Genomic DNA, 21,959 nt, shown 5'->3' on the forward strand with positions numbered 1-21,959 from the left:
CGAGATCCTGTCCGACAACGGGGCGGAGTTCGCCTCCCGCAACTCTCCTGAAGAGCACCCCTTCGAGGCCATGCTGATCGAGCTCGGCATCAAGCATCGCTACACCAGGCCCTATCGGCCTCAAACCAACGGCAAGGTGGAACGCTTCTGGCGAACGCTCGACGACGACGTCATCGAAGGCGCAACCTTCGACAACCTCGAGCACTTCGCCAACGAGCTGTTCGAGTATGTGATCTACTACAACAACTTCAGGCCTCATCAGGCCCTCGGCGGCAAGACACCAAAGGGATTTGCCGAGGCCCAGACCCAAACCATTCGATCACCGAATTAGTGAACTTGCACAATTGCGAGGAGCGAAGCGACGAAGCAATCCAACTATTTCCGCGGAGAGATTCTGGATTGCTTCGCTGCGCTCGCAATGACGATGTGGGGGTCGTGTGCACAAAAATCTGCAAAACAACCCCATGCAAAGTAGCCGGCCTAGCCTTTTCTTCCCACCCGATAGCCCGCCGCCGGGTGCGGCGTGGTGAGCCGGGCGCGGCCTTGGCCGAACAGCTTTTCCCGCAGCGTGCCCTTGGCATAGTCCGCCTTGTAGCGGCCGCGCCGGGTCAGTTCCGGCACCAGCATGTCGGCGATATCCTCGAAATCGCCGGGCGAGATCGCAAACGCCACGTTCAGCCCGTCGACGTCGGTCGCCTCGAACCATTCCTCGATCTTGTCTGCGACCATCTCCGGCGTTCCCACCACGACCGGGCCGGCGCCGCCGATGCCGACATGTTCGATGACGTCGCGCACGGTCCAGACGCGGTCGGGATCGGCGCGGGTGACGTTGTCCATGGCGCTGCGGCCGGCATCGTTCTGCACGTGGCGAACCTGCTGATCGAGCTCGTAGCCGGAGAAATCGACGCCGGTCCATCCCGACATCAGCGCCAGCGCGCCTTCGGGGCTGATGTGGCGGCGGTAGTCGGCGTATTTCTGCTTTGCCTCCGCCTCCGTCCGCCCGAGGATCAGCGTCATCATCGAGAACATCAAAATTTCGGCCGGGTTGCGCCCGAGCTCGGCCGCCGTCTGGCGGATCGCGGCTACGCGCGGCGCGATCACCTTCGCCGACGGTCCCGACATGAACACGCATTCGGCGTGCTGGGCCGCGAACTGCCGGCCGCGCGGCGAGGTGCCGGCCTGATACAGCACGGGCGTGCGTTGCGGCGACGGCTCGCTCAGATGAATCGTGTTGTTGAGCCGGAAATTCCGGCCCTCATGCGTGATGCGATGAACCTTTGCCGGATCGGTGAAGATGCCACGCGCGCGATCGCGCAGCACGGCGTTATCCTCCCAGCTTCCTTCCCAGAGCTTGTAGACGACCTCCATATATTCGTCGGCAATGTCGTAGCGATCGTCATGCGCGGTCTGCTTGTCCTTGCCGGCGCCCCGCGCGGCGCTGTCGAGATAACCGGTGACGACGTTCCAGCCGATCCGCCCTTCGGTCAGATGATCGAGCGTCGACATCCGTCGCGCGAACGGGTAGGGCGGCTCGTAGGAGAGGTTGGAGGTGACGCCAAAACCGAGATTCTGCGTCACCGCGGCCATCGCCGAAAGCAGCAGCAGCGGCTCGTTCGATGGCGTCTGCGCTGCATTGCGCAACGCGGCATCGGGGCTGTTGCCAAAGACGTCATAGACGCCGAGCACGTCGGCCAGGAACAATCCGTCGAAGCGGCCGCGCTCCAGCGCCTTCGCCAGATCGATCCAGTAGGGCAGGCGATTATATTCGGCTGTGCGATCGCGCGGATGGGTCCACAGGCCCGGCGATTGATGCGCGACGCAATTCATCGCGAATGCGTTGAGCCGGATTTCTTTTGCCATGCTTGTCCCTCGGCGCCACTATCCCCGGGCTCGTCTCGATGCTATCGGTCCCCGGCAGTTGGCCAAGTTCTTGCATTCGGCCTGCCCTTGGCAAGAGTCAATTGCTAACCCTGCTACTTCCGAAAGACGGCGTATCCCGCTACGCTTGTTCCAAATCCAGGCTTGAAAAAGAACGAAATGACCAGAGCTGACGCCATCGCCCGCGCCCGCGATGATTTTTCATCCGGCGCGTTCCTCGCGGAGCTCGACCGCCGCGTCGCCTATCGTACCGAGAGCCAGAATTCCTCGCGCGGCGCCGAGCTGCGTGCCTATCTGGAACAGGAGATGCAGCCCGCCTTTGCCGCGCTCGACTTCGAGAGCCGCCTGGTGGAATCGCCGAGCGGCAAGGCGCCGTTCCTGATTGCCGAGCATGTCGAGAGCGCGTCCGCGCCGACTGTTCTGATCTATGGCCATGGCGACGTCGTCGACGGCATGGAGGGCGAGTGGCGCGACAATCGCGATCCCTGGCGCACGACGACATCGGGCAATCGCGTTTATGGCCGCGGCACCGCCGACAACAAGGGCCAGCACAGCATCAACATGGCCGCGCTTCGCGCGGTGCGCGCGGCGCGCGGCGGCAAGCTCGGGTTCAACGCCAAATTCATCGTCGAGATGGGCGAGGAGATCGGCTCGCCCGATCTCGGCAAGGTCTGCGATCTCAATCGCGAGACGCTGAAGGCTGATCTGTTCATGGCCTCCGACGGGCCGCGCCTCTCGGCCGATCGCCCGACGCTGTTCCTCGGCTGTCGCGGCGGCATTCGCATCCATCTCGACGTCAACTTACGCGACGGCGGACATCATTCCGGCAATTGGGGCGGTGTGCTCGCCAACCCCGCGACCATTCTGGTGAACGCGATTTCGACGCTGGTCGACGGCCATGGCCGCCTCCAGCTAGACGCCTTGAAGCCGCCGCGGCTGACCAACCTGATCCGCAGCTTCCTTGCGGACGTAAAGGTCGAACCGACCGAGGACGAGCCGGCGCTTGCGGAGAACTGGGGCGAGGACGGATTGTCCGCCGCCGAACGGCTCTACGCCTGGAACACGCTGGAAGTGCTGGCCATGTCGTCGGGCAATATCGAGAAGCCGGCGAACGCGATCCCCGGCCATGCCAACGCGGTGCTGCAACTGCGCTTTGTGGTCGGCACGAAGATTGACGGTATGATCGACGCCATCCGCGCGCATCTCGTCGCAAGGGGATTTCCGATGGTCGAGGTGCGGGCGGCGCAAAGCTTTGCCGCTTCACGGACCGATTTCGACAGCCCCTGGATCAAATGGGCCGCGGACTCCGTGCAAGCGACCACCGGCAAGGCGCCCGCGATCCTGCCAAATTTCGGCGGCTCATTGCCGAACGACGTGTTCTCCGAGGTTTTGGGCCTGCCGACGATCTGGGTGCCGCATTCCTATCCCGGCTGCTCCCAGCATGCGCCAAACGAGCACATCCTGCTGCCATTGACCGAAGAAGCGCTGACTGTCATGGCCGGCCTGTTCTGGGACCTTGGGGAGCTACCCCGTCCGCTCGGCTAGGTGAAGGGCTCCGAAAGTCACATTCTAATCCGGCCCGATTTATGCAAGCATCCGGCCGCCATTCCGCAACGGGAGAAAAAAGTGAAATATTTCCGTAACTTCGGCCTCGCGCTCGCCGCCACCATGGTCGTGAGCCAGGCCAGTGCCGAGGAGCTGACCGGCACGCTCAAGAACATCAAGGATACCGGCGCGATCACGCTCGGCTTCCGCGACTCTTCGATCCCGTTCTCCTATCTCGACGACAACCAGAAGCCCGTCGGGTTCGCGATGGACATCTGCTACAAGATCGTCGACGCCGTGAAGAAGGAGCTCAAGCTCGACAAGCTCGAGGTCAAGCTCAACCCGGTGACCTCGGCCACCCGCATCCCGCTGATGGCCAATGGCACCATCGACCTCGAATGCGGCTCGACCACCAACAATGCCGAACGGCAGAAGCAGGTCGCCTTCACCAACACCCACTTCCTGACCGCGAGCCGCTACGTGTTCAAGAAATCGAGCGGCCTCAAGTCGATCGATGACCTGAAGGGCAAGACGGTGGTCTCGACCGCCGGCACCACTAACATCAAGCAGCTCACCGAAGCCAACGTCGAGAAGAAGCTCGGCGCCAACATCATTCCGGCCAAGGATCACGCCGAAGCCTTCCTGATGGTGGAGACCGATCGCGCCGTCGCCTTCGTGATGGATGACATCCTGCTTGCGAGCCTCGTTGCCGGCTCGAAGAGCCCGTCCGACTACGTGATCTCCAAGGATGCGTTCTCCAAGCCCGAGCCCTATGGCATCATGCTGCGCAAGGACGACGCCGCCTTCAAGAAGGTGGTCGATGCGGCGACTGCCGCGCTCTACACCTCCGGCGAGGGCCAGAAGATCTACGACAAGTGGTTCATGCAGAAGATCCCGCCGAAGGATCTCAACCTCAACACGCCGATCTCGGACGAGTTGAAGCACGAGTTCGCCAAGCCGTCGGACTCGCCGAATCCGGACGATTATAAGTAAGCTGATCCGTTACTGCCGGTTGTGCGATGGTCCAATCATTGCATGAGCGGTGCAGCACATTTCGCCTCTTCCCTCACCAGGGGAGAGGCTCTCGATCCTCATGGTGAGGAGCTGCGCAAGCAGCGTCTCGAACCATGAAGGCCCGGACCGTGGCCTTCATCCTTCGAGACGCGGCGAAGCCGCCGCTCCTCAGGATGAGGGGCACTTTCGATCATTCTGGAGGAGAATGGTCTAAGATGTGCACGGAAGTTGGTAGGTATAATCGACATGTTCGCGCGGGGGACTCGTGAACTACAACTGGAACTGGGGAATTTTCTTCCAGCCGAACCCGATGGGTACAGGCACGTATCTCGACATGCTGTTGTCGGGACTGGTGCTGACGCTCGAGACCGCGGTGCTGGCCTGGATCATCGCGCTGATCACCGGCTCGATCGTCGGCGTGATGCGCACGCTGCCGTCCAAGGCAGCCTACTGGTTCGGCTTTTGCTGGGTCGAGTTCTTCCGCAACATGCCTCTGCTGGTGCAGCTCTTCCTGTGGTTCTTCGTGCTGCCGGAAATGCTGCCGAAGGCCGCCGGCCTGTGGCTGAAGCAATTGCCGAACGCGCCGTTCTGGACGGCGTCGATCGGCGTCGGCCTGTTCATGTCGGCGCGCGTCGCCGTGCAATTGCAGGCCGGCATCGGCTCGCTGCCGCGCGGGCAGAAGATGGCGGCGACCGCACTCGGCCTGACCACCGTGCAAGGCTATCGCTACGTGCTGCTGCCGATGGCGTTCCGCATCATCCTGCCGCCGCTGACCTCCGAGTTTCTCAACACCATCAAGAATACCGCGGTGGCCATCACCATCGGCCTGCTGGAACTGACCGGACAGGCGCGCTCGATGCAGGAATTCTCGTTCCAGGTGTTCGAGGCATTCACCGCGGCGACCGTTCTCTATCTCCTCGTCAACGCCGTCGTCGTGACCGCAATGCGTTTCCTCGAGCGCTGGGTCGCGATCCCCGGCTACATCACGGGGAAATAGCGATGCTCGGCAATTTCGATTTCGACGTTATCCGCCGTGCACTGCCCTATCTGTTCTACGAGGGCATGACGTTCACGCTGATGCTCACGGCGCTCGCCGCGCTCGGCGGCCTGATTTTCGGTACGGCGATCGCATTGATGCGGCTCTCCGGCTACAAGCTGCTCGGCCGCATCGCCGGTCTCTATGTCGACTTCATGCGCTCGCTGCCGCTGGTGCTCGTCATCTTCTGGTTCTACTTCCTGGTGCCCTATATCGGGCAGTGGCTGACCGGTGCGCCGCGGCCGATCAAGGTCGGCGCGTTCGCCTCCTCGCTCATCACCTTCATCATGTTCGAGGCGGCCTATTTCTCCGAGATCATGCGCGCCGGCATCCAGTCGATCTCACGCGGGCAGCCGGCCGCGGCGAACGCGCTCGGCCTGACCTACGCGCAGACCATGCGCTACGTCGTCCTGCCGCAGGCGTTTCGCAACATGCTGCCCGTGCTGATCACGCAAACCATCGTGCTGTTCCAGGACACCTCGCTGGTTTACGTGCTCTCAATCACGGATTTCCTCGGCGCGGCGAGCAAGGTCGCGCAACGCGACGGGCGTCTCGTCGAGATGTACCTATTCGCCGCCGTCGTCTACTTCACCATTTCCTGCATCGCGTCCTTCGGCGTTCGCCGCCTGCAGTCGCGCATCGCCATCATCCGCTAGAGCCCCTCATGATCGAGATCAGTCACGTCGACAAATGGTACACCGCCTCGTTCCAGGTGCTGAAGGATTGCACCACCAACGTCGCCAAGGGCGAGGTGGTGGTCGTCTGCGGCCCTTCGGGCTCGGGCAAGTCCACCCTGATCAAATGCGTCAATGCGCTGGAGCCCTTCCAGAAGGGCGATATCACCGTCGACGGCACCAAGGTCAACGATCCCAGAACCGATCTGCCAAAGCTCCGCTCGCGCGTCGGCATGGTGTTCCAGCACTTCGAGCTGTTCCCGCATCTCAAGATCATCGACAATCTCTGCCTCGCGCAGGAGAAGGTGCTGCGGCGGGCTCACGACAAGTCGATGGCCAAGGGCATGCAGCTTCTGGAGCGCGTCGGGTTGAAGGAGCAGGCGCAGAAGTTTCCGGCGCAGCTCTCCGGCGGCCAGCAGCAGCGCGTCGCCATCGCGCGTGCACTGGCGATGGATCCCATCGCCATGCTGTTCGACGAGCCGACCTCCGCCCTCGACCCCGAGATGATCAGCGAGGTGCTGGACGTCATGGTCGACCTCGCCCGCGAAGGCATGACCATGATGGTCGTCACTCACGAAATGGGCTTTGCCCGCAAGGTCGCCAACCGCGTGATCTTCATGGACCGCGGCGAGATCGTCGAGGATGCTCCGAAGGATGATTTCTTCGGCAAGCCCAGAAGCGACCGCGCGCAGAAGTTCTTGTCGAAGATTCTGTCGCATTAACTCTCCCCACCGTCATTCCGGGGCGATGCGAAGCATCGAACCCGGAATCTCGAGATTCCGGGTTCATTCGCTGCGCGAATGCCCCGGAATGACGGGGAGTGGGGTTTATCGCCGCCCACGAATTTCGTATACGAGCAGGCAATTCCCGCATTCCCGACAGGAGACCTGCCTTGGACTCGATCGCCTACGTCAACGGCTCTTTCGTCCCGCTTTCGGAAGCCAAAGTCTCGGTCCTCGATCGCGGCTTCCTGTTCGCCGACGGCATCTACGAGGTTTCGGCCGTGCTCGACGGCAAGCTGGTCGACAATGCCTCGCACCTGGCGCGCCTCGAGCGCTCCGTCGGCGAGATCAAGCTGAAGCTGCCGGAGACGGTCGAGCGCATCACCGAGCTGCAGAAGGAGCTCATCGCGCGCAACAAGCTCGCCAATGGTCTCGTCTATCTCGAAGTGACGCGCGGCGCCGACACGGGACGCGACTTCGCTTTCCCCACGGGCGACGTCAAGCCGACGCTGGTCATGTTCACGTCCGAGAAGGACATCATCAACGCGACCTCGGCCAAGACCGGCATCAACGTCATCACGGTGCCCGACATCCGCTGGGAACGGCGCGACATCAAGAGCGTGGCGCTGCTTGCGCAGGTCCTGGCAAAGCAGGCCGCAGCCGAAGCCGGCGCAGGCGAAGCCTGGATGCTCGAGGACGGTTTTGTCACCGAGGGCGGCTCGTCATCGGCGTTCATCCTGACCCAGGACGACGTCATCGTGACGCGCCAGAATTCGAATGCCATCCTGCCGGGCTGCACCCGCAAGGCCGTGCTGGCGCTCGCCGAAGAGCGCCAGCTCCGCGTCGAGGAGCGCGCTTTCACGGTCACTGAGGCGCTCGCCGCCAAGGAGGCCTTCATCACCAGCGCATCCTCGTTCGTGCAGCCGGTGGTCGCGATCGACGGCAAGCAGGTCGGGAGCGGTAAGCCCGGCCCGATGGCAACGCGGCTGCGCGAGATCTATGTGGAGTTTGCCAAGGCGACGGGAGTTTAAGCCTCGTACTCAGCTATCGCAGGGTGGGCAAAGGCGCGCTTGCGCCGTGCCCACGTCTTCTCTCGCGTTTGCCGAAAAAAAGAGGTGGGCACGCTTCGCTTTGCCCACCCTACGAGATTTGCCCGTGAGGGGCGTCCCGCCCCTCACGCCGCTGTGCATTGCTGCAAGCCGTGGCATGAGGCCTGTGTCGCACACTCCGCCGAAATCGCCCGGTTTGACCGGGCGATCCAGTACGCCGCGGCAGTCGTTGTGAATCTCGAAGCCTCTGGAATACTGGATGCCCCGCCTTCGCGGGGCATGACAGCGGAGAATGCCTCACGCTACCGACGCCTTCACCTTCACGGGATGAACCGAACGGAACGAGATCGCGATCCGGTTCCAGGCATTGATGGTCGCGATCAGCATGGTCAGGTTCACCGTCTCCTCCTCGGAGAATTGCGCACGGACCTGCTCGTAGACGTCGTCGGGCGCGTGCGTTTCCGAAATCAGCGTCACCGACTCCGTCCAGGCCAGTGCTGCGCGTTCCCGATCGGTGTAGAGCGGGGATTCGCGCCAGGCGTTGAGCAGATAGATGCGCTGCTCGGTCTCGCCGCGCTTGCGCGCGTCCTCGGTGTGCATGTTGATGCAAAAGGCGCAGCCATTGATTTGGGAGGCGCGGATCTTGACGATCTCGATCAACGATTTCTCCAGGCCCGTCGACTGGATCTGGGTCTCCAACGCGTTCAGGGCCTTGATCGTGTCGGGCGCGGCCTGGAAGAAATTCATGCGGGGCTTCATGGTCGTTCTCCTTGGTTTGGTCAGTGGGCTCCGCCCGCCGAAACGTGGCCGGGCTTCTTCAGGAAGAGGGACGCGATCAACGCGACGATCAGCGCCGCGCCGAGCAGATAGAAGGTGTCGCTGAAGGCGAGGATGAAGGCCTGCTTCTGCACGATATGGCCGATTGCGACATAGGCGCGGTGCGCCGCATCGGTGCGGTCGACGACGCCGTGATTGACGAAGTACTGGGTCAGTTGTTCCAGCCGCGTGCGGGTCGCCTGCTCGAACACTGACACGGACTGCATCAGTACGTTGGAGTGATATTGCTCGCGCTTGGTCAGCACGGTCTGCAACAACGCGATGCCGACAGCGCCGCCGAGATTGCGCATCATGTTGAACAGGCCGGAGGCCGAGCCTGCATTCTCCGGCTCGATGCCTGATGTTGCAACTGCCGACAGCGGCGTCAGGACCAGTGCCTGGCCGATCGCGCGGACAACATTGGGCCACAAGAGCTGGTCGGCGGCGTAGTCGCTGGTCATGTAGATGTTCATGAAGTTGGAGGCCGCGAACAGAACGAAGCCGACGCCGATTACGATCCGCGGATCGAAGCGCTGCATCAGACGCGGCACCAGCGGAATGAAGAGAAGCTGCGGCAGCCCGGTCCAGGCCAGCACCATGCCGATCTGCTCGGCATTGTAGCCCTGGATGCGTGCCAAATATTGCGGCAGGATGAACACGGAACCGTAGAGCGCGATGCCGAGCAGGAAGTTCGCCAGTATCGCGAAGCCGAAATTGCGACGGACCAGGAGGCGCAAGTTCAGAAGCGGCTTGTCGACGCTCAGCTCGATGATCAGGAACGCGGTCAGCGCAACGGCAGCGATGACGGAGAGCTTGACGATGAAGGGCGAGCCGAACCAGTCGTCCTTGTTGCCTTCCTCCAGCACGGTCTGAAGCGCGGCGAGGCCGATCGCCATGGTGATGATGCCGGCCCAGTCGCCGTCGCGCAGTAGGGCAAGCTTCATGAGCCTCGGTTCCAGCGCGTACCAGAGCATGCCGACCATGATCGCGCCCGGCACCAGATTGACGTAGAAGATGTACTGCCAGCCGAGATTTTCGGTGAGATAGCCGCCGATGGTCGGGCCGATTGCCGGCGCAAAGGTCGCCGACAGCGCGAACAGCGCAAGGCCCACAGGCTGCTTTCCGCGCGGCAGCAGTGTGATGATGAGCGTGAAGGCCATCGGGATCAGCACGCCGCCGGTAAAGCCTTGCACGGCGCGCAGCGCGATCATCTGCGGCAGGTCCTGCGCCAGTGCACAGGCCGCAGAGAGAACCAGGAACAGGATCGCGTTGGTCAGGAGATAAATGCGGATCGAGAACACCTGGGCAAGCCATCCCGAAAGCGGGATCACCACGATCTCCGCGATCAGGTAAGAGGTCGAGATCCAGCCGCCATCGTCGATGCCGGCGCCGATCGCGCCCTGAATGTCGGCCAGTGAGGCGTTGACGATCTGGATGTTCAGCACCGCCATGAAGGCGCCGAGCGTTGCGCCGATCACGGCGATCCAGGTTTTTGCGGAGACCGCGGGCGTGGTGGGCGCAGCCGGAGCTGGAATGGTTGCGGCGGATGTGGCGTTGAGGGCGGGTTGGAGCGTGCTCATGGAAGCCTCGTCTCGTTTCTAGAGACAGGATGCATTAGGCGAATGATTTCGATAATCGCGGAAGTTTTGGAAGGATCGTCCGGCGGAGCTTGATAATCGGGCGAACCGGCGGCCTCATCCGCCGTTCGCGCGCGCCGCGCTGTCGGCGACGCGCTTGCCGATGTCACGCTCGGCCAGCACCGCCTGCTTGGTGTTGACGGTCGGAACCGCCGACATGCCAGGGCGTAACAGGCCGCTCAGGTTGTGGTCGTCGAGCACGATCTTCACCGGCACGCGCTGCACGATCTTGGTGAAGTTGCCGGTGGCGTTGTCCGGCGGCAGCAGCGCGAATTCAAGCCCGCTCGCCGGCGACAGGCTGTCGACATGGCCGTGCAGCGTCTGATTGCGGAAACTGTCGATGCGCATTTCCACCGGCTGGCCGGCGCGCACATGGGTGAGCTGTGTCTCCTTGAAGTTGGCGACGATATAGACCGCATCTAGCGGGACCACCGCCATCAATTGCGTTCCGGCCTGCACGAGCTGGCCGACCCGCAACGAACGGGCACCGACCGTGCCGTCCACCGGCGCGGTGATCTCGGTGTAGGAAAGATTGAGCGAGGCCTGCTCCGCGATCGCGCGTGCGCGCTCGAGCTGCGCGACGGCCCTGGCGCGCTCGGTGGTGAGCACGTCGACCTTGCGTTGTGCGGCCATCAGGCCCGATTTTGCGTGCTGCAATTGCGCGTCGCTGGCGCGGAGCGCGGCGTCGGTCTGCTGTGCGCGCTGGATCGTGCCGGAGCCCGACTTCATCAGCTCGTCGTAGCGCGCACGCTCCTCCTGCGCGAATTTCAGGTTGGCCTCGGCCGCGGCGACGTCGGCGGTGCTCTGTTCGATGATCGGCTGCTGCAGCGCGATCTGCGCATCGAGATTGCGGACCGACGCTTCGCCGCCGGCAACGTCGGCGCGGGCCTGGTCGAGCGCCGCCCTGAAATCGCGGTCGTCGATCCGCGCCAGCACCTGACCCGCTTTGACCTTCTCATTGTCGCCGACCAGCACCTGGGCGATGTAGCCGGAGACCTTTGGCGCGATGATCGTGGAGTCCGCCTTCACATAGGCGTCATCGGTGGATTCGAGATAGCGCCCGGTCGTCAGGTAGTCGTAGCCAAAATCGGTCGCCGCGGCGACGCCCAGCCCCAGTGCGAGTGCGATGGCCACCCGCTTGATCGCCTGCCGCGACGGGCGCAGGCCGATTTTTGTAGTTGGTTCAGTGACATAAGTAGCGTTCGACATGGCGCTCTCCGGCATCTCCAAGCGTCCCCGTCTGAAAGGACGCCGCTCGTGACGGTAAGATGCGCTGTCCCGCCCGTTGTGATAATCCCAGAAGAACTGGAAGCATTATCCAGCGACAGCGGATAATCGGAGCCTCGATCATGGACCGCTTCACCAGCCTCACGGCCTTCGTCCGGGTGGTCGAAAATGGCGGATTCTCCGCCGCCGCCCGCCGCCTCAACATGTCGACGACCATGGTGAGCAATCACGTCCAGGCGCTGGAGGACCGGCTCGGCGTGCGCCTCCTCAACCGCACGACGCGGAAGGTGAGCCTGACCGAAATCGGCCAGGCCTATTACGACCGCTCGACGCAGATCCTCGCCGACCTCGAGCAGGCCGACGACATCGCTGGCGCGCTGCAATCGACACCGCGCGGCACGCTGCGCATCCATATCGCCACCCACATGGTACCGTTCGTCGCGCCGGTGGTGGCCGAATTCCTGTCCGCCTATCCGGAGGTGAAGGTCGACTTGCGCATGGGCGAGAGCAACGTCGATCTGGTCGCTGAGGGGTTCGACCTTGCGCTCCGAATGACATCGCCGCCGGATTCGAGCCTGATCGTGCGAAGCCTTGCGACCTGGCGGCACGTGCTGTGCTGCTCACACGCCTATATCGAGGCGCGCGGGCGCGTGCAGCAGCTCGAGGAGCTTGCGGAGCACAATTGCGTGCGCCATTTGAACTATCCTTTCGAGGAGTGGCGCTTCCTCGATCGCAAGGGCAACCCTGCATCGGTCCGCGTATCCGGCACTCTCATGACCAACAGCGGTGAGGCCTTGCGCACCGTCGCGCTGCAAGGCGCCGGCGTTTGCCTTGCGGCGGGGTTTTTGGTGCACGACGATCTCGAAGCCGGACGCCTGGTCCGCCTGCTGCCGGAATATCGTCCGGTCGAGCTGTCGATGAATGCGGTCTATCCGCATCGCCATCATCTGTCGGCGAAGGTGCGGACCTTCATCGACATGCTCGTGCACCACAGCGCCGAGCAGCAGAAGCTGATCAATCCCTACGCCTGACGCGAGGGATCATGATGCCGGTTCCCCTGCTCGGGTTTGGCCGTTAGACTGGTGACGCCATGTACGTTACCGCCACCGAGAGCCGGGTTCTTGCGCGCATCTTCGGGCTGCTGTCCGAGGACATGGGGGAGCGAGACGTCCGTGAAGCGGTCGGACATCACCTGCTCGAATTGCTGCAGGCGGATTACTACGCGTCTTTCGTCTGGGAGGACGCGACGAAGACGTTCGGCAAGGCCGTATTCCTGCACATGGATCCGAAGAACCTCGCGAACTACGACGCCTATTACCAGTACCACGATCCCATCACCTTCAAGCTCCAGGCACGCCGTGAAGCGACGCTGGTGACGCAAGTCATGCCGCAGCGCGATCTGATGCGGACGGAGTTCTTCAATGACTTCCTCGCACGCGACGGGCTGCATTGGGGCGTCAACGCCTACAGCTTTGTCGGCGATCGCAACATCGGCGATGTCAGGATCTGGCGCTGCCGCCAGCGCGACAATTTCGACGCGCATGCGCTGGAATTGCTGCGGCTGATCGAGCCGGCATTCACCGGAGCGCTCGTCCGTGCAAACGGCGACGCCGCGGTGGCCGGTGTCTCACCGGTTCTCAAGCTCTCGGTCCGCGAGTTCGAGATCGCGCGCATGATCGCGGATGATCTCAGCGACAAGGAGATCGCGCACCGCCTTCAAGTCGAGGTATCGACGGTGCGCACCTATCTGAAGCGCATCTTCGACAAGCTCGGCGTACGCCGGCGCAGCGGCGTCGCCGGTCTATTGTCGAGGCACTAAAGCGCGATGAGGTTTAGGATGAATCGTCATCGCGCTTTACGTTGTTGTTTGAGCATGATCTTTTCGGAAAACCGCTTCACACTTTTCCGGATCATGCTTTAGTGCGTGGGCGCCGGCAGGCGTCCAAACACCTTGTCCATTGCCATTCCAATCGCGAGCAGCCGGCGGTCGCTTCCGGCGGGTCCATCGAGCTCGAGACCGACAGGGAGCTTGCTCGACGCGCCCAGCGCGACCGGGATCTGGATGCCGGGGACACCGGCATTGCTGCCGGGGTCGGTGTTCTGGATGAACAGCAGGAAATTCGGCAGGCTGCTGGAATCGGGATTTGCGGCGAGCGCGACCTTCGGCGTGGTCGGAAACGCGATGGCATCGAGCTTGTTCTTGGCGAACGTGTCGCGATAGAGCGCCTGAAGCGACGGACGAGCCGTTTTGATCGCCGCGTCGTAGACCGGCTTGCCGTCGACGACGGTGTTGTCGGGACCAGGCAATTTGTGCGGGATCACCAGGCCATCGTAGGTGCCTTTTACATCGGGACTTGCAATGTCTTTGGCCAGCGCTTCGATGGTGATGCCGGTGCCAGTGTGCTTGAGATAGGCGACCATGTCTTCATTGGCCTCATAGATGGCCACGGGGAAACTCACTTTGCCGTTGAGCTCGGCGAGCTCTGGCATCTCGACATCGACCACGGTGACACCCTGCGATCTGAGCTTGTCGATCGCCGCCTTGAAGGCGCCATCCGTATCGCCGTCGAGATTGGCCTGCATGATCTTCGCAACGCCGATGCGCACCTGCTTCAGATCGGCGGGGACGATCGCACCGCCGCCGGCGATGATGCGGTCGAGCGCCGCGACGTCCGTCATTGTTGCCGCCATCGGGCCCGCGGTGTCGCGGGTGTGGGAGATCGGCGCGATGCCGCCTTGCGGATAGCGGCCGACGGTCGGTCGCAGCGATGCGCAGCCGTTGAGCGCGCAGGGGATTCGAACTGATCCGCCAGTATCGGTGCCAAGGCCCGCGGTCACGATCCGCGCGCCGATCGCGGCGGCCGTTCCGGACGACGAGCCGCCGGCGATCTTGCTGGTGTCATAGGCGTTGCGGACGCCGGGCTCGGCGCCGGTCTTGAAGCCCGCATTGTATCCGGAGATGCCGAAGGCCAGCTCGTGCATGTTGGTCTTGCCGATGATGATGGCGCCGGCTGCGCGCAACTTCGCCGCGACGGGAGCATCGTTCTTCGGAACGAAGCCCTTCAGCGCCGGCGTTCCCGCGCTGGTGGGCAGCCCGGCGACCTCGATATTGTCCTTGATCACGACGGGCACACCGCCAAGCGGCTGGCACGGGCGCTTCCTGCGCCGCGCATCGAAGGCCTCGGCAGCCTTCATGGCGCCGGCCTCGTCCAGCGTGATGAAGGCGTTGAGATTGGGATTGGCCTTGGCGCGGGCCAACGTTGCCGATGTCAGCGCCTTGCTCGTGACCTTGCCTGCGCAGATGTCGGCCGCGGCCCGGGTCATCGTCAGCTGGTCGAGGTCGATCGCCTGTTGCGCGAGCGCGGGCGCCGGCAGCGCGGCGGCAGACAGGATGAGGCTTGCGATAGCTGAATTCAGCGAAACGGTTCTGCGTTCCATGAGGCTCCCCCGTGACCACCGGAGCTTACCTCAGGCGGAGGACGGTGCCTGTCCTCATTTTCGTGGACGCGGAGCCTCCTCAGGCTGCCTGGGCAGCTGCCGGCCGCGCCAGCAAGGATACGACCTCGGCCTTGACCTTCGTGATCGCGGCATCCTTCACCGGCCCGTAGCCGCGGATGTCCATCGGCGCCTTGGCGATGGTCACGAGATCAGGCAGATGCGCGGTGTCGAGCCGGCCGAGCATCATGTCAATCAATCCCTCGTACCAGGTGATCAGCTCGCGCTCTGCGCGCCGCTCGGAGGTATGGCCAAACGGATCAAAAGGCGTGCCGCGCAGGCCCTTCAGCCGAGCGAGCAGGGAGAGTGGCATCTGGATCCACTGCCCGAAGACGCGCTTGCGCGGCCGGCCGCGCGCGTCGCGCTTTGAGGGGAGGAAGGGCGGCGCCAGATGATAGTTGACCCTGAAATCGCCGTCGAACTCGCGCTTCAGCGTGTCGAGAAAGCCGGTCTGCATATGCAGGCGTGCCACCTCGTATTCGTCCTTGTAGGCCATCAGCTTGAACAGGGAGCGCGCGACCGCATCGGTCAGCGCCTCGCTACCGAATTTACTCTCGGCGCTGCGCACCTTCGCGACCATCGCCCGAAAGCGCGCCGCATAGGCTGCGTCCTGATATGCAGCCAGGAATTCGGCACGACGGTCGATGATTTGTTCGAGCGTCTCGGCGACGGGAGAGCCCTCCGGCTTGGGGAGAGAATCCGGATCGGCCGCGGCGATCCGGCCCCAGGCCAAAGCCTGCTTGTTGCGCTCGACCGCGACGCCGTTGAGCTCGATCGCGCGGAGCAAAGCCTGAAGCGAGACCGGCACGAGGCCGCGCTGCCAGGCAAAGCCGAGCATGATGATGTTGGCGTAGACGGCATCGCCGAGCAGGTGTTCGGCCAGTGCGTTTGCGTCGATTGTATCGAGATTGCCGTCACCGACGACCCGGCGGATCGCGCGCAGGCGGGCGGGCGAGGCGAGATCGGCGTCGCGGAAGCGCACGACGTCGCCGGTCGGCATCTCCGCCGTGTTGATCGCGGCACGCGTGCCGCGGTGGTAGGTGCCGGAGGCTTTAGGCGAAGAGCTGACGACGAGATCGCAGCCGATCAGCGCATCTGCTGCGCCCTGATCGATGCGCACCTGATGCAGCGCCTCCGGGCTCGCGGCAAGACGGATGTAGCTCAGCACGGGTCCGAATTTCTGCGCAAAGCCGGTAAAATCCAGCACCGAGACGCCGTGGCGTTCGAGATGCGCGGCCATGCCGATCAGCGCGCCGACGGTGATCACGCCGGTGCCGCCGACGCCGGTCACCAGGAGATCGTAGGGTCGGTCGAGCGACGCGGGCGCGGGCAGGGGGAGCGAGGCGGCGCGACCCACGGCATCGACGTCGCTCGCCGTCCTCTTCCGTCGCGTGGCGCCTTCGACCGTCACGAAACTCGGGCAGAAGCCGTTGAGGCAGGAAAAGTCCTTGTTGCAGGCCGACAGGTTGATCTGGCGCTTGCGGCCGAACGGCGTTTCCTTCGGCTCGACGCTCAGGCAGTTGGACTCGACCGAGCAGTCGCCACAACCTTCGCAGACGAGATCGTTGATGTAGGCAAAGCGCTTCGGATCTCCCATCTGACCGCGCTTGCGCCGGCGGCGCTTCTCGGTGGCACAGGTCTGCTGATAGATCAGCACGGAGACCCCAGGGACTCCGCGCAACTCGCGTTGCACGGCGTCCATCTCCTCGCGCGGATGGATGCTTACGCCACCAGGCAGATCTGTGGGCGAGAACTGCGCGGGATTGTCCGACACCAGCGCGATGCGCGAAACGCCCTCGGCGCGAACGCTGTGCGCGATCGCGTGCACGCTGACGGGGCCGTCGACCGGCTGGCCGCCCGTCATCGCCACCGCGTCGTTGAACAGGATCTTGTAGGTGATGTTGGCCTTCGCGGCGATCGCCTGCCGGATCGCCATCGAGCCCGAGTGGTAATAGGTGCCTTCTCCGAGATTCTGGAACACGTGCTTGTGGCCGGTGAATCTTGACGACGCAGCCCAGTTCACGCCTTCGCCGCCCATCTGGATCAGCGACGAGGTCTCGCGGTCCATCCAGCTCGCCATGAAATGGCAGCCGATACCGGCGAGCGCCTTGGAGCCTTCGGGGACTTTGGTTGACGTGTTGTGTGGGCAGCCTGAGCAGAAATAGGGCGTGCGCGTCGCGCCGCTGACGGTGATCACGCGCTCAGCCTCCGGCGACAGCGCGGCCGCACGCGCGGCGAGGTTCAACCCCGGAAACATCGGGTCGAGCCGTCGTGCCAAGACGCCTGCGAGCGCGCGGGGCGACAATTCCCCGATCCAGGAGATCAGCCGCGTCCCTTGTTCGTCATGCTTGCCGACCATGCGCTCCGGCTTTGCGCCGGGAAAGTCGTAAAAATACTCCTTGAACTGGCTTTCGATGATGCCGCGCTTTTCCTCGACCACCAGGATCTCGCGCTTGCCCTTCACGAACTCCATCGCGTCGTGCAGCGCCAGCGGCCAGACCATGCCGACCTTGTAGATGTCGATGCCGATGCTGCGGCAGGCCGCTTCATCAAGGCCCATCAGCCGCAGTGCCTCCATCAGGTCGAGATGCGCCTTGCCGGTGGTGACGATGCCATAGGTCGCGTGCGGGATGTCGTAGATGTGCCGGTCGATCGGGTTGGCCTTGGCGAAGGCGTAGACCGCATGCTTCTTCGCCTCCAGCCGTTCCTCGATCTGCGGACCCGGCAGATCCGGCCAGCGATAGTGCAGGCCGCCCGGCGGCGGCGTGAAGTCGGGCGTACGGAAGTCGCGCGGCGGACGCAATGCGACGGAGGCGCCTGATTCCACGATCTCCGAGATCGCCTTGAAGCCGACCCACATGCCGGAGAAGCGGCTCAGTGCGTAGCCATATTCGCCGAACTCCAGATACTCGCTGACGCTTGCCGGATGCAGCGTCGGCATGAACCAGCTCATGAAGGCGACGTCGGACTGGTGCGGCATCGAGGAGGAGACGCAGCCATGGTCGTCGCCAGCGATCACGAGCACGCCGCCATGCGGCGAGGAGCCGTAGGCGTTGCCGTGCTTGAGCGCATCGCCGGAGCGGTCGACGCCGGGGCCCTTGCCGTACCAGAGCCCGAACACACCCTGCACCTCGCGGTCGGCTTGCGTCTCGACCTGCTGGGAGCCGAGCACGGCGGTCGCAGCGAGATCTTCGTTCACCGCGGGCAGAAACTCGATGCGATCTCTGGTCAGGCGATCCTTGATACGCCACAGCTCGAGGTCGACGCCGCCGAGCGGCGAGCCGCGATAGCCGGAGATGAAGCCAGCGGTGCTCAGCCCCGCGGCGCGATCGCGCCGGGCCTGGTCAAGCGCGATGCGGACGATCGCTTGCGTGCCCGTGAGGAAGACCCTGCCATCCTCGCGCTCGTAGCGGTCGGAGAGCTCGTAAGCATCGAGTGATGAAATGGCGTCCATGGTGGACCTCGCGCGGCGTCCCTGCCGGATAGGCGAAAGGTTAGTCCCTGATGGCTGGTAGGTCTTACCTATCCATCCCGAATGGAGGCGATATTTGGTACATTTTTGCGATATTATCTTCGGTGTGGTAGAATTATCCGGATTGAGGTGCTTCCATGATCGAAGAACAGGACGCGCGGATTCTCGCTCATCTCCAGAAGGATGGTCGCGCCACCAACCAGCAGCTTGCCGAGGAGGTCGGCATGTCGACCTCGGCATGCTGGCGCCGGGTGCGCGCGCTGGAGGAGACCGGAATCATCCAGGGCTATGCGGCGCTGGTCGCGCGCGAGCGGGCAGGGTTTGCAATGTCCGCGGTCCTCCATGTCTCGCTGGAGCGGCATGATGCAAAATTCGTCGACGAGTTCGTCTCGCGCGTAACGAAACGTCGCGAGGTGCTGGAGTGCTTTGCGACCACGGGCGATGCCGACTATCACCTGCGCGTCGTGGTGCAGGACATGGCGGCCTACAACAAATTTCTCGATGAATTCATGTTCCGGATTCCCGGCATCCGCTACGTCCGAAGCAACGTGATCCTGAAGGAGATCAAGACGGGCGTGGCGCTGCCGTTTTGATATGCGGTGTCGTCGGGTCGTAGGGTGGGCAAAGGCGCTCTTGCGCCGTGCCCACCATCTCTCCACGATTGCGAAAAGTGGTGGGCACGCTTCGCTTTGCCCACCCTACGATATCTATTCCGCGGCCACGCGCGGCTGTGTCTTCCACGCGCCGGCGGCCGGCCGCTTCAGCCCGAGATTGTCCCGCAGCGTCTTGCCGCGATAATCCTTCTGGAACAGCCCGCGCCGCTGTAGCTCCGGCACGACGTGGCGGACGAAGTCGGCATAGGAGCCCGGAACGTAGGTCGCAGCGATGACAAAGCCGTCGCAGCCTCGCTCGATGAACATCTCCTCGAATCTGTCGGCGATCTCCTTCGGTCCGCCGACCATTGCATCCTGTACTCCGCCGCGTCCGGAGAAGGTGACGAAATCACGCGCGGTCGGATTGCTCTTGCCCGACAGCTTCAGTACGCCGTCGCGGATGCCGAGGATGCCCTGCATGCTCTTCAGCTCGTCGGTCGTGAGCGGCTCATCGAGTCCCTTCGAGGCGAAATCATAGTTGAGGGCTTCGGCGAGCAGCGACAGCGCGTCGATCTGGAGCGGCAGCGTGTTGATCAGCGCCATCCTGTCTTCCGCTTCCGTCTTGGTCGCGGCGCAGACCGGCGTGGTCAGGTTGCAGAGGAACATCGCATCGGGGTCGCGTCCGGCCTTGGCAGCCTCATTGCGCACGGCGGCGTAGCCCTCCTTGGCGCCCGCAAGATTCCGCGCAGCAGTGAAGACCACTTCGCCCCAGCGTCCCGCAAAGCGCTGCCCGCGGCCGGAGGCGCCGGCCTGGATGATGACGGGATGGCCCTGGTCCGAGCGCGGCACGGTGAACGGCCCGCGCGATTTGTAGAATGGCCCCTTGTGATCGAGACGCTTCACTTTGCTCGGATCAGCGAAGCGGCCGCTCGTCTTGTCCACGATCAGCGCGCCGTCTTCCCAGGTGTCCCAATGGCCAAGCACGACCTCCATGAATTCGTCGGCGCGGTCGTAGCGAGCGTCATGTTCGGGATGGGAGTCCCTGCCCATGTTGAGCGCCTCGCCGTCATTGAGCGAGGTGACGACGTTCCAGCCCGCGCGCCCACCCGACATCAGGTCGAGGGTGGCAAAGCGGCGCGCGACGTCGAACGGCTCGTAATACGTAGTCGAGCAGGTCGCGCCGAGCCCGAGCCTGTCGGTGACCATGCCCATGGTGGTCAGCACGATCAGTGGATCCATCTTGACGCAGCGGATGCCATATTCGACGGTGTGCGCGTGATCGTTGCCGTAGCGGTCCGGCATCGCCAGGCGGTCGTCGAAGAACGCCATGTGGAACTTGCCGACTTCGAGAATGCGCGCGATCTCCTGGTAGTAGTCCGCCGACATCGAATCATCGCGCGAGTCCGGATGCCGCCACGAGCTCGGCAGATTGGTGCAGTTCTGCGCCTGAAGGAAGCCGACCAGTACCATCTGCCGCGTCATGCCGCTTCTCTCCGTTTTTCGTCAGGCGAGGTCGAGCTCGGTGTCGAGCTTGTAGCCGCGCGCCAGCGCGCGCAGCTTCTCCCAGGTCGCGTCCTCGACCGCGATGCCGTCGCGCAATCGCTCGATTTCCCGCAGATGCTCGACCTCGCCGGGATAGAACACCCCGCGGCTTCCTTCCGACGGCGGCGTCGACTTCAGGTAACGCGCGAACTCGGCGACCTCGCGCTTGAAATCCTTCAGGGGGCGGAACGCGGCGACGTTGAACACCGCCATGAAGCATCCGTCATTGTGACGGCCGGTCGGCTCGACACCGAAGCCGAGACCGGTGAGCAGGCCGCACAGCACCTCGACCATGGCCGCGAGGCCACTGCCCTTGTAGCCCTCGGTGCAGCCGAGCGGCAGCAGTGCGCCGCCCTTGCGATATTGCGTGGGGTCGGTGGTGTGCCGCCCTTCGGCATCGATGATCCACCCCAACGGAATCTCTTCGCCGCGCGCGACCGCTAGCTGGATTTTGCCCGCGGCGACCGCCGAGGTCGCCATGTCCAGATAAAACGGGGCCTCGAGATCGGACGGCACCGCGATTGCGATCGGGTTGGTGCCGAGCCGTGCCTCGCGGCCGCCGAACGGCGCCACATGTTTTGGCGAGCGGCCGGAATCCGCCGTCGCAATTCCGATCATGCCTTCGCGCATCGCCATCAGCGGATATGCCGCGAGCCGGCCGACATGGCTCTGCCGGAACACGGTGCAGGCGGCGACGCTTGCGGTCTTCGCCTTCGCGATCGTCAGCATCATCGCCTTGGCGTTGACGTGGAAACCGAAGCCCCAATGGCCGTCGATGACCGTCGTGGTTGGCGATTCCTGCACGATCGTCCATTGAGCACCGGGCACGATGTGGCCGGCCTTGATGCGGTCGATATAGGTCGGGATCGCGATCACGCCGTGGGAGTCATGGCCGGCGAGATTGGCGTTGACGCAGCCAGTCGCAACCGCATCGGCTTCCTCGACGGATGCGCCCGCAGCCCGAAGCAGCGCGGCACTGACGCGCGTGAGGCGGTCGGCCTTGACGATCGGCATGGCGTTCCCTCGATGCCCGCCCGTTGGCGGGCTGGATTGTTGAGGGCCATCGTCTCAAAGCGCAGGCGTGATATCAATCTCCCGTAAACCAAATCAGGGCTGCATATTGGTAAAGGAGCCGTGCGCGGATGCCGCTGCTGGCGCGAAAAGCCGCGTCCACCGTAGTTCTGCGAACAGTTTTGCACCACTCGTTCGCAGCCCATTCACTTTGATTGCGGGTTTGCAGGGGGCAATAACGACCACTT

General features: G+C 63.6%; 18 protein-coding genes. 10 read left to right on the forward strand and 8 right to left on the reverse strand.

Annotated elements, in window-relative coordinates; translation table 11 throughout:
- Positions 1–331, forward strand: a 331-nt coding sequence (locus SO156_RS27105) for an integrase core domain-containing protein (RefSeq protein ID WP_498536898.1), incomplete at its 5' end; no start/stop codon positions are given.
- 149 nt (positions 332–480) lie between these two features.
- Here SO156_RS27105 and SO156_RS27110 read toward each other — a convergent pair.
- Positions 481–1,860: an LLM class flavin-dependent oxidoreductase gene (locus tag SO156_RS27110; RefSeq protein ID WP_498536899.1), complete on the reverse strand. Its 1,380-nt coding sequence runs from the start codon at positions 1,858–1,860 to the stop codon at positions 481–483.
- Between the two features lie 177 nt (positions 1,861–2,037).
- On the opposite strand from SO156_RS27110, the gene SO156_RS27115 reads away from it, so the two are divergent.
- From SO156_RS27115 to SO156_RS27140, 6 genes are all read left to right on the forward strand, one after another.
- Positions 2,038–3,423: a M20 family metallopeptidase gene (locus SO156_RS27115; RefSeq protein WP_498536900.1), complete on the forward strand. Its 1,386-nt coding sequence runs from the start codon at positions 2,038–2,040 to the stop codon at positions 3,421–3,423.
- An 81-nt stretch (positions 3,424–3,504) separates the two neighbouring features.
- The gene (locus tag SO156_RS27120; RefSeq protein WP_498536901.1) at positions 3,505–4,416 is read left to right on the forward strand and encodes an amino acid ABC transporter substrate-binding protein; all 912 of its coding nucleotides are present in this window, start codon (positions 3,505–3,507) and stop codon (positions 4,414–4,416) included.
- Positions 4,417–4,702: 286 nt separating this feature from the next.
- Positions 4,703–5,434: an amino acid ABC transporter permease gene (locus SO156_RS27125; protein WP_458150373.1), complete on the forward strand. Its 732-nt coding sequence runs from the start codon at positions 4,703–4,705 to the stop codon at positions 5,432–5,434.
- A 2-nt stretch (positions 5,435–5,436) separates the two neighbouring features.
- Positions 5,437–6,129 carry an amino acid ABC transporter permease gene (locus SO156_RS27130; RefSeq protein ID WP_458150374.1) on the forward strand — a complete coding sequence of 231 codons (693 nt, stop codon included), beginning with the start codon at positions 5,437–5,439 and terminating at the stop codon, positions 6,127–6,129.
- Positions 6,130–6,137: 8 nt separating this feature from the next.
- Positions 6,138–6,869, forward strand: coding sequence for an amino acid ABC transporter ATP-binding protein (locus tag SO156_RS27135; RefSeq protein WP_458150375.1), 732 nt, complete (start codon positions 6,138–6,140; stop codon positions 6,867–6,869).
- Between the two features lie 170 nt (positions 6,870–7,039).
- On the forward strand, positions 7,040–7,900 hold the full coding sequence (locus SO156_RS27140) for a D-amino-acid transaminase (protein WP_498536902.1): 861 nt from the start codon (positions 7,040–7,042) through the stop codon (positions 7,898–7,900).
- A gap of 315 nt (positions 7,901–8,215) precedes the next feature.
- On the opposite strand, the gene SO156_RS27145 is transcribed toward SO156_RS27140, so the two are convergent.
- The 3 genes from SO156_RS27145 to SO156_RS27155 all read right to left on the reverse strand — a co-directional run bounded on the left by SO156_RS27145 (position 8,216) and on the right by SO156_RS27155 (position 11,580).
- Positions 8,216–8,677: a carboxymuconolactone decarboxylase family protein gene (locus SO156_RS27145; RefSeq protein WP_458150377.1), complete on the reverse strand. Its 462-nt coding sequence runs from the start codon at positions 8,675–8,677 to the stop codon at positions 8,216–8,218.
- Between the two features lie 20 nt (positions 8,678–8,697).
- A complete protein-coding gene (locus SO156_RS27150; protein WP_498536903.1) occupies positions 8,698–10,314 on the reverse strand; it encodes an MDR family MFS transporter in 1,617 nt (538 codons plus the stop codon).
- Positions 10,315–10,428: 114 nt separating this feature from the next.
- The gene (locus SO156_RS27155) at positions 10,429–11,580 is read right to left on the reverse strand and encodes an HlyD family secretion protein (protein ID WP_498536904.1); all 1,152 of its coding nucleotides are present in this window, start codon (positions 11,578–11,580) and stop codon (positions 10,429–10,431) included.
- 140 nt (positions 11,581–11,720) lie between these two features.
- Between SO156_RS27155 and SO156_RS27160 the strand changes: the two genes are divergently transcribed.
- Complete coding sequence (locus tag SO156_RS27160; RefSeq protein ID WP_458150380.1) at positions 11,721–12,629, forward strand: LysR family transcriptional regulator; 909 nt, start codon at positions 11,721–11,723, stop codon at positions 12,627–12,629.
- Positions 12,630–12,688: 59 nt separating this feature from the next.
- On the forward strand, positions 12,689–13,417 hold the full coding sequence (locus tag SO156_RS27165; protein WP_458150381.1) for a helix-turn-helix transcriptional regulator: 729 nt from the start codon (positions 12,689–12,691) through the stop codon (positions 13,415–13,417).
- Positions 13,418–13,515: 98 nt separating this feature from the next.
- On the opposite strand, the gene iaaH is transcribed toward SO156_RS27165, so the two are convergent.
- A complete protein-coding gene (iaaH, locus tag SO156_RS27170) occupies positions 13,516–14,943 on the reverse strand; it encodes an indoleacetamide hydrolase (protein ID WP_498536944.1) in 1,428 nt (475 codons plus the stop codon).
- A gap of 172 nt (positions 14,944–15,115) precedes the next feature.
- Positions 15,116–18,547, reverse strand: coding sequence for an indolepyruvate ferredoxin oxidoreductase family protein (locus tag SO156_RS27175; protein WP_498536905.1), 3,432 nt, complete (start codon positions 18,545–18,547; stop codon positions 15,116–15,118).
- Positions 18,548–18,702: 155 nt separating this feature from the next.
- Between SO156_RS27175 and SO156_RS27180 the strand changes: the two genes are divergently transcribed.
- Entirely contained in the window at positions 18,703–19,158 is a 456-nt protein-coding gene (locus tag SO156_RS27180; protein ID WP_458150383.1) for an Lrp/AsnC family transcriptional regulator, read from the forward strand.
- 114 nt (positions 19,159–19,272) lie between these two features.
- Here SO156_RS27180 and SO156_RS27185 read toward each other — a convergent pair whose 3' ends face one another.
- Together SO156_RS27185 and SO156_RS27190 are read right to left on the reverse strand one after the other, a co-directional pair.
- Positions 19,273–20,640: an LLM class flavin-dependent oxidoreductase gene (locus tag SO156_RS27185; RefSeq protein ID WP_498536906.1), complete on the reverse strand. Its 1,368-nt coding sequence runs from the start codon at positions 20,638–20,640 to the stop codon at positions 19,273–19,275.
- A 21-nt stretch (positions 20,641–20,661) separates the two neighbouring features.
- A complete protein-coding gene (locus tag SO156_RS27190) occupies positions 20,662–21,714 on the reverse strand; it encodes an Ldh family oxidoreductase (protein WP_458150385.1) in 1,053 nt (350 codons plus the stop codon).
- Positions 21,715–21,959: the final 245 nt, after the last annotated feature.

This window comes from Bradyrhizobium sp. UFLA05-125 (assembly GCF_059803515.1).

Coding starts and splice junctions, on each gene's coding strand:
- SO156_RS27160 (WP_458150380.1), top strand. CDS start 11,721: ATGGACCGCTTCACCAGCCTCACGGCCTTCGTCCGGGTGGTCGAAAAT.
- SO156_RS27155 (WP_498536904.1), bottom strand. CDS start 11,580: ATGTCGAACGCTACTTATGTCACTGAACCAACTACAAAAATCGGCCTG.
- SO156_RS27190 (WP_458150385.1), bottom strand. CDS start 21,714: ATGCCGATCGTCAAGGCCGACCGCCTCACGCGCGTCAGTGCCGCGCTG.
- SO156_RS27135 (WP_458150375.1), top strand. CDS start 6,138: ATGATCGAGATCAGTCACGTCGACAAATGGTACACCGCCTCGTTCCAG.
- SO156_RS27150 (WP_498536903.1), bottom strand. CDS start 10,314: ATGAGCACGCTCCAACCCGCCCTCAACGCCACATCCGCCGCAACCATT.
- SO156_RS27110 (WP_498536899.1), bottom strand. CDS start 1,860: ATGGCAAAAGAAATCCGGCTCAACGCATTCGCGATGAATTGCGTCGCG.
- SO156_RS27175 (WP_498536905.1), bottom strand. CDS start 18,547: ATGGACGCCATTTCATCACTCGATGCTTACGAGCTCTCCGACCGCTAC.
- SO156_RS27130 (WP_458150374.1), top strand. CDS start 5,437: ATGCTCGGCAATTTCGATTTCGACGTTATCCGCCGTGCACTGCCCTAT.
- SO156_RS27145 (WP_458150377.1), bottom strand. CDS start 8,677: ATGAAGCCCCGCATGAATTTCTTCCAGGCCGCGCCCGACACGATCAAG.
- SO156_RS27115 (WP_498536900.1), top strand. CDS start 2,038: ATGACCAGAGCTGACGCCATCGCCCGCGCCCGCGATGATTTTTCATCC.
- SO156_RS27165 (WP_458150381.1), top strand. CDS start 12,689: ATGTACGTTACCGCCACCGAGAGCCGGGTTCTTGCGCGCATCTTCGGG.
- SO156_RS27180 (WP_458150383.1), top strand. CDS start 18,703: ATGATCGAAGAACAGGACGCGCGGATTCTCGCTCATCTCCAGAAGGAT.
- SO156_RS27185 (WP_498536906.1), bottom strand. CDS start 20,640: ATGACGCGGCAGATGGTACTGGTCGGCTTCCTTCAGGCGCAGAACTGC.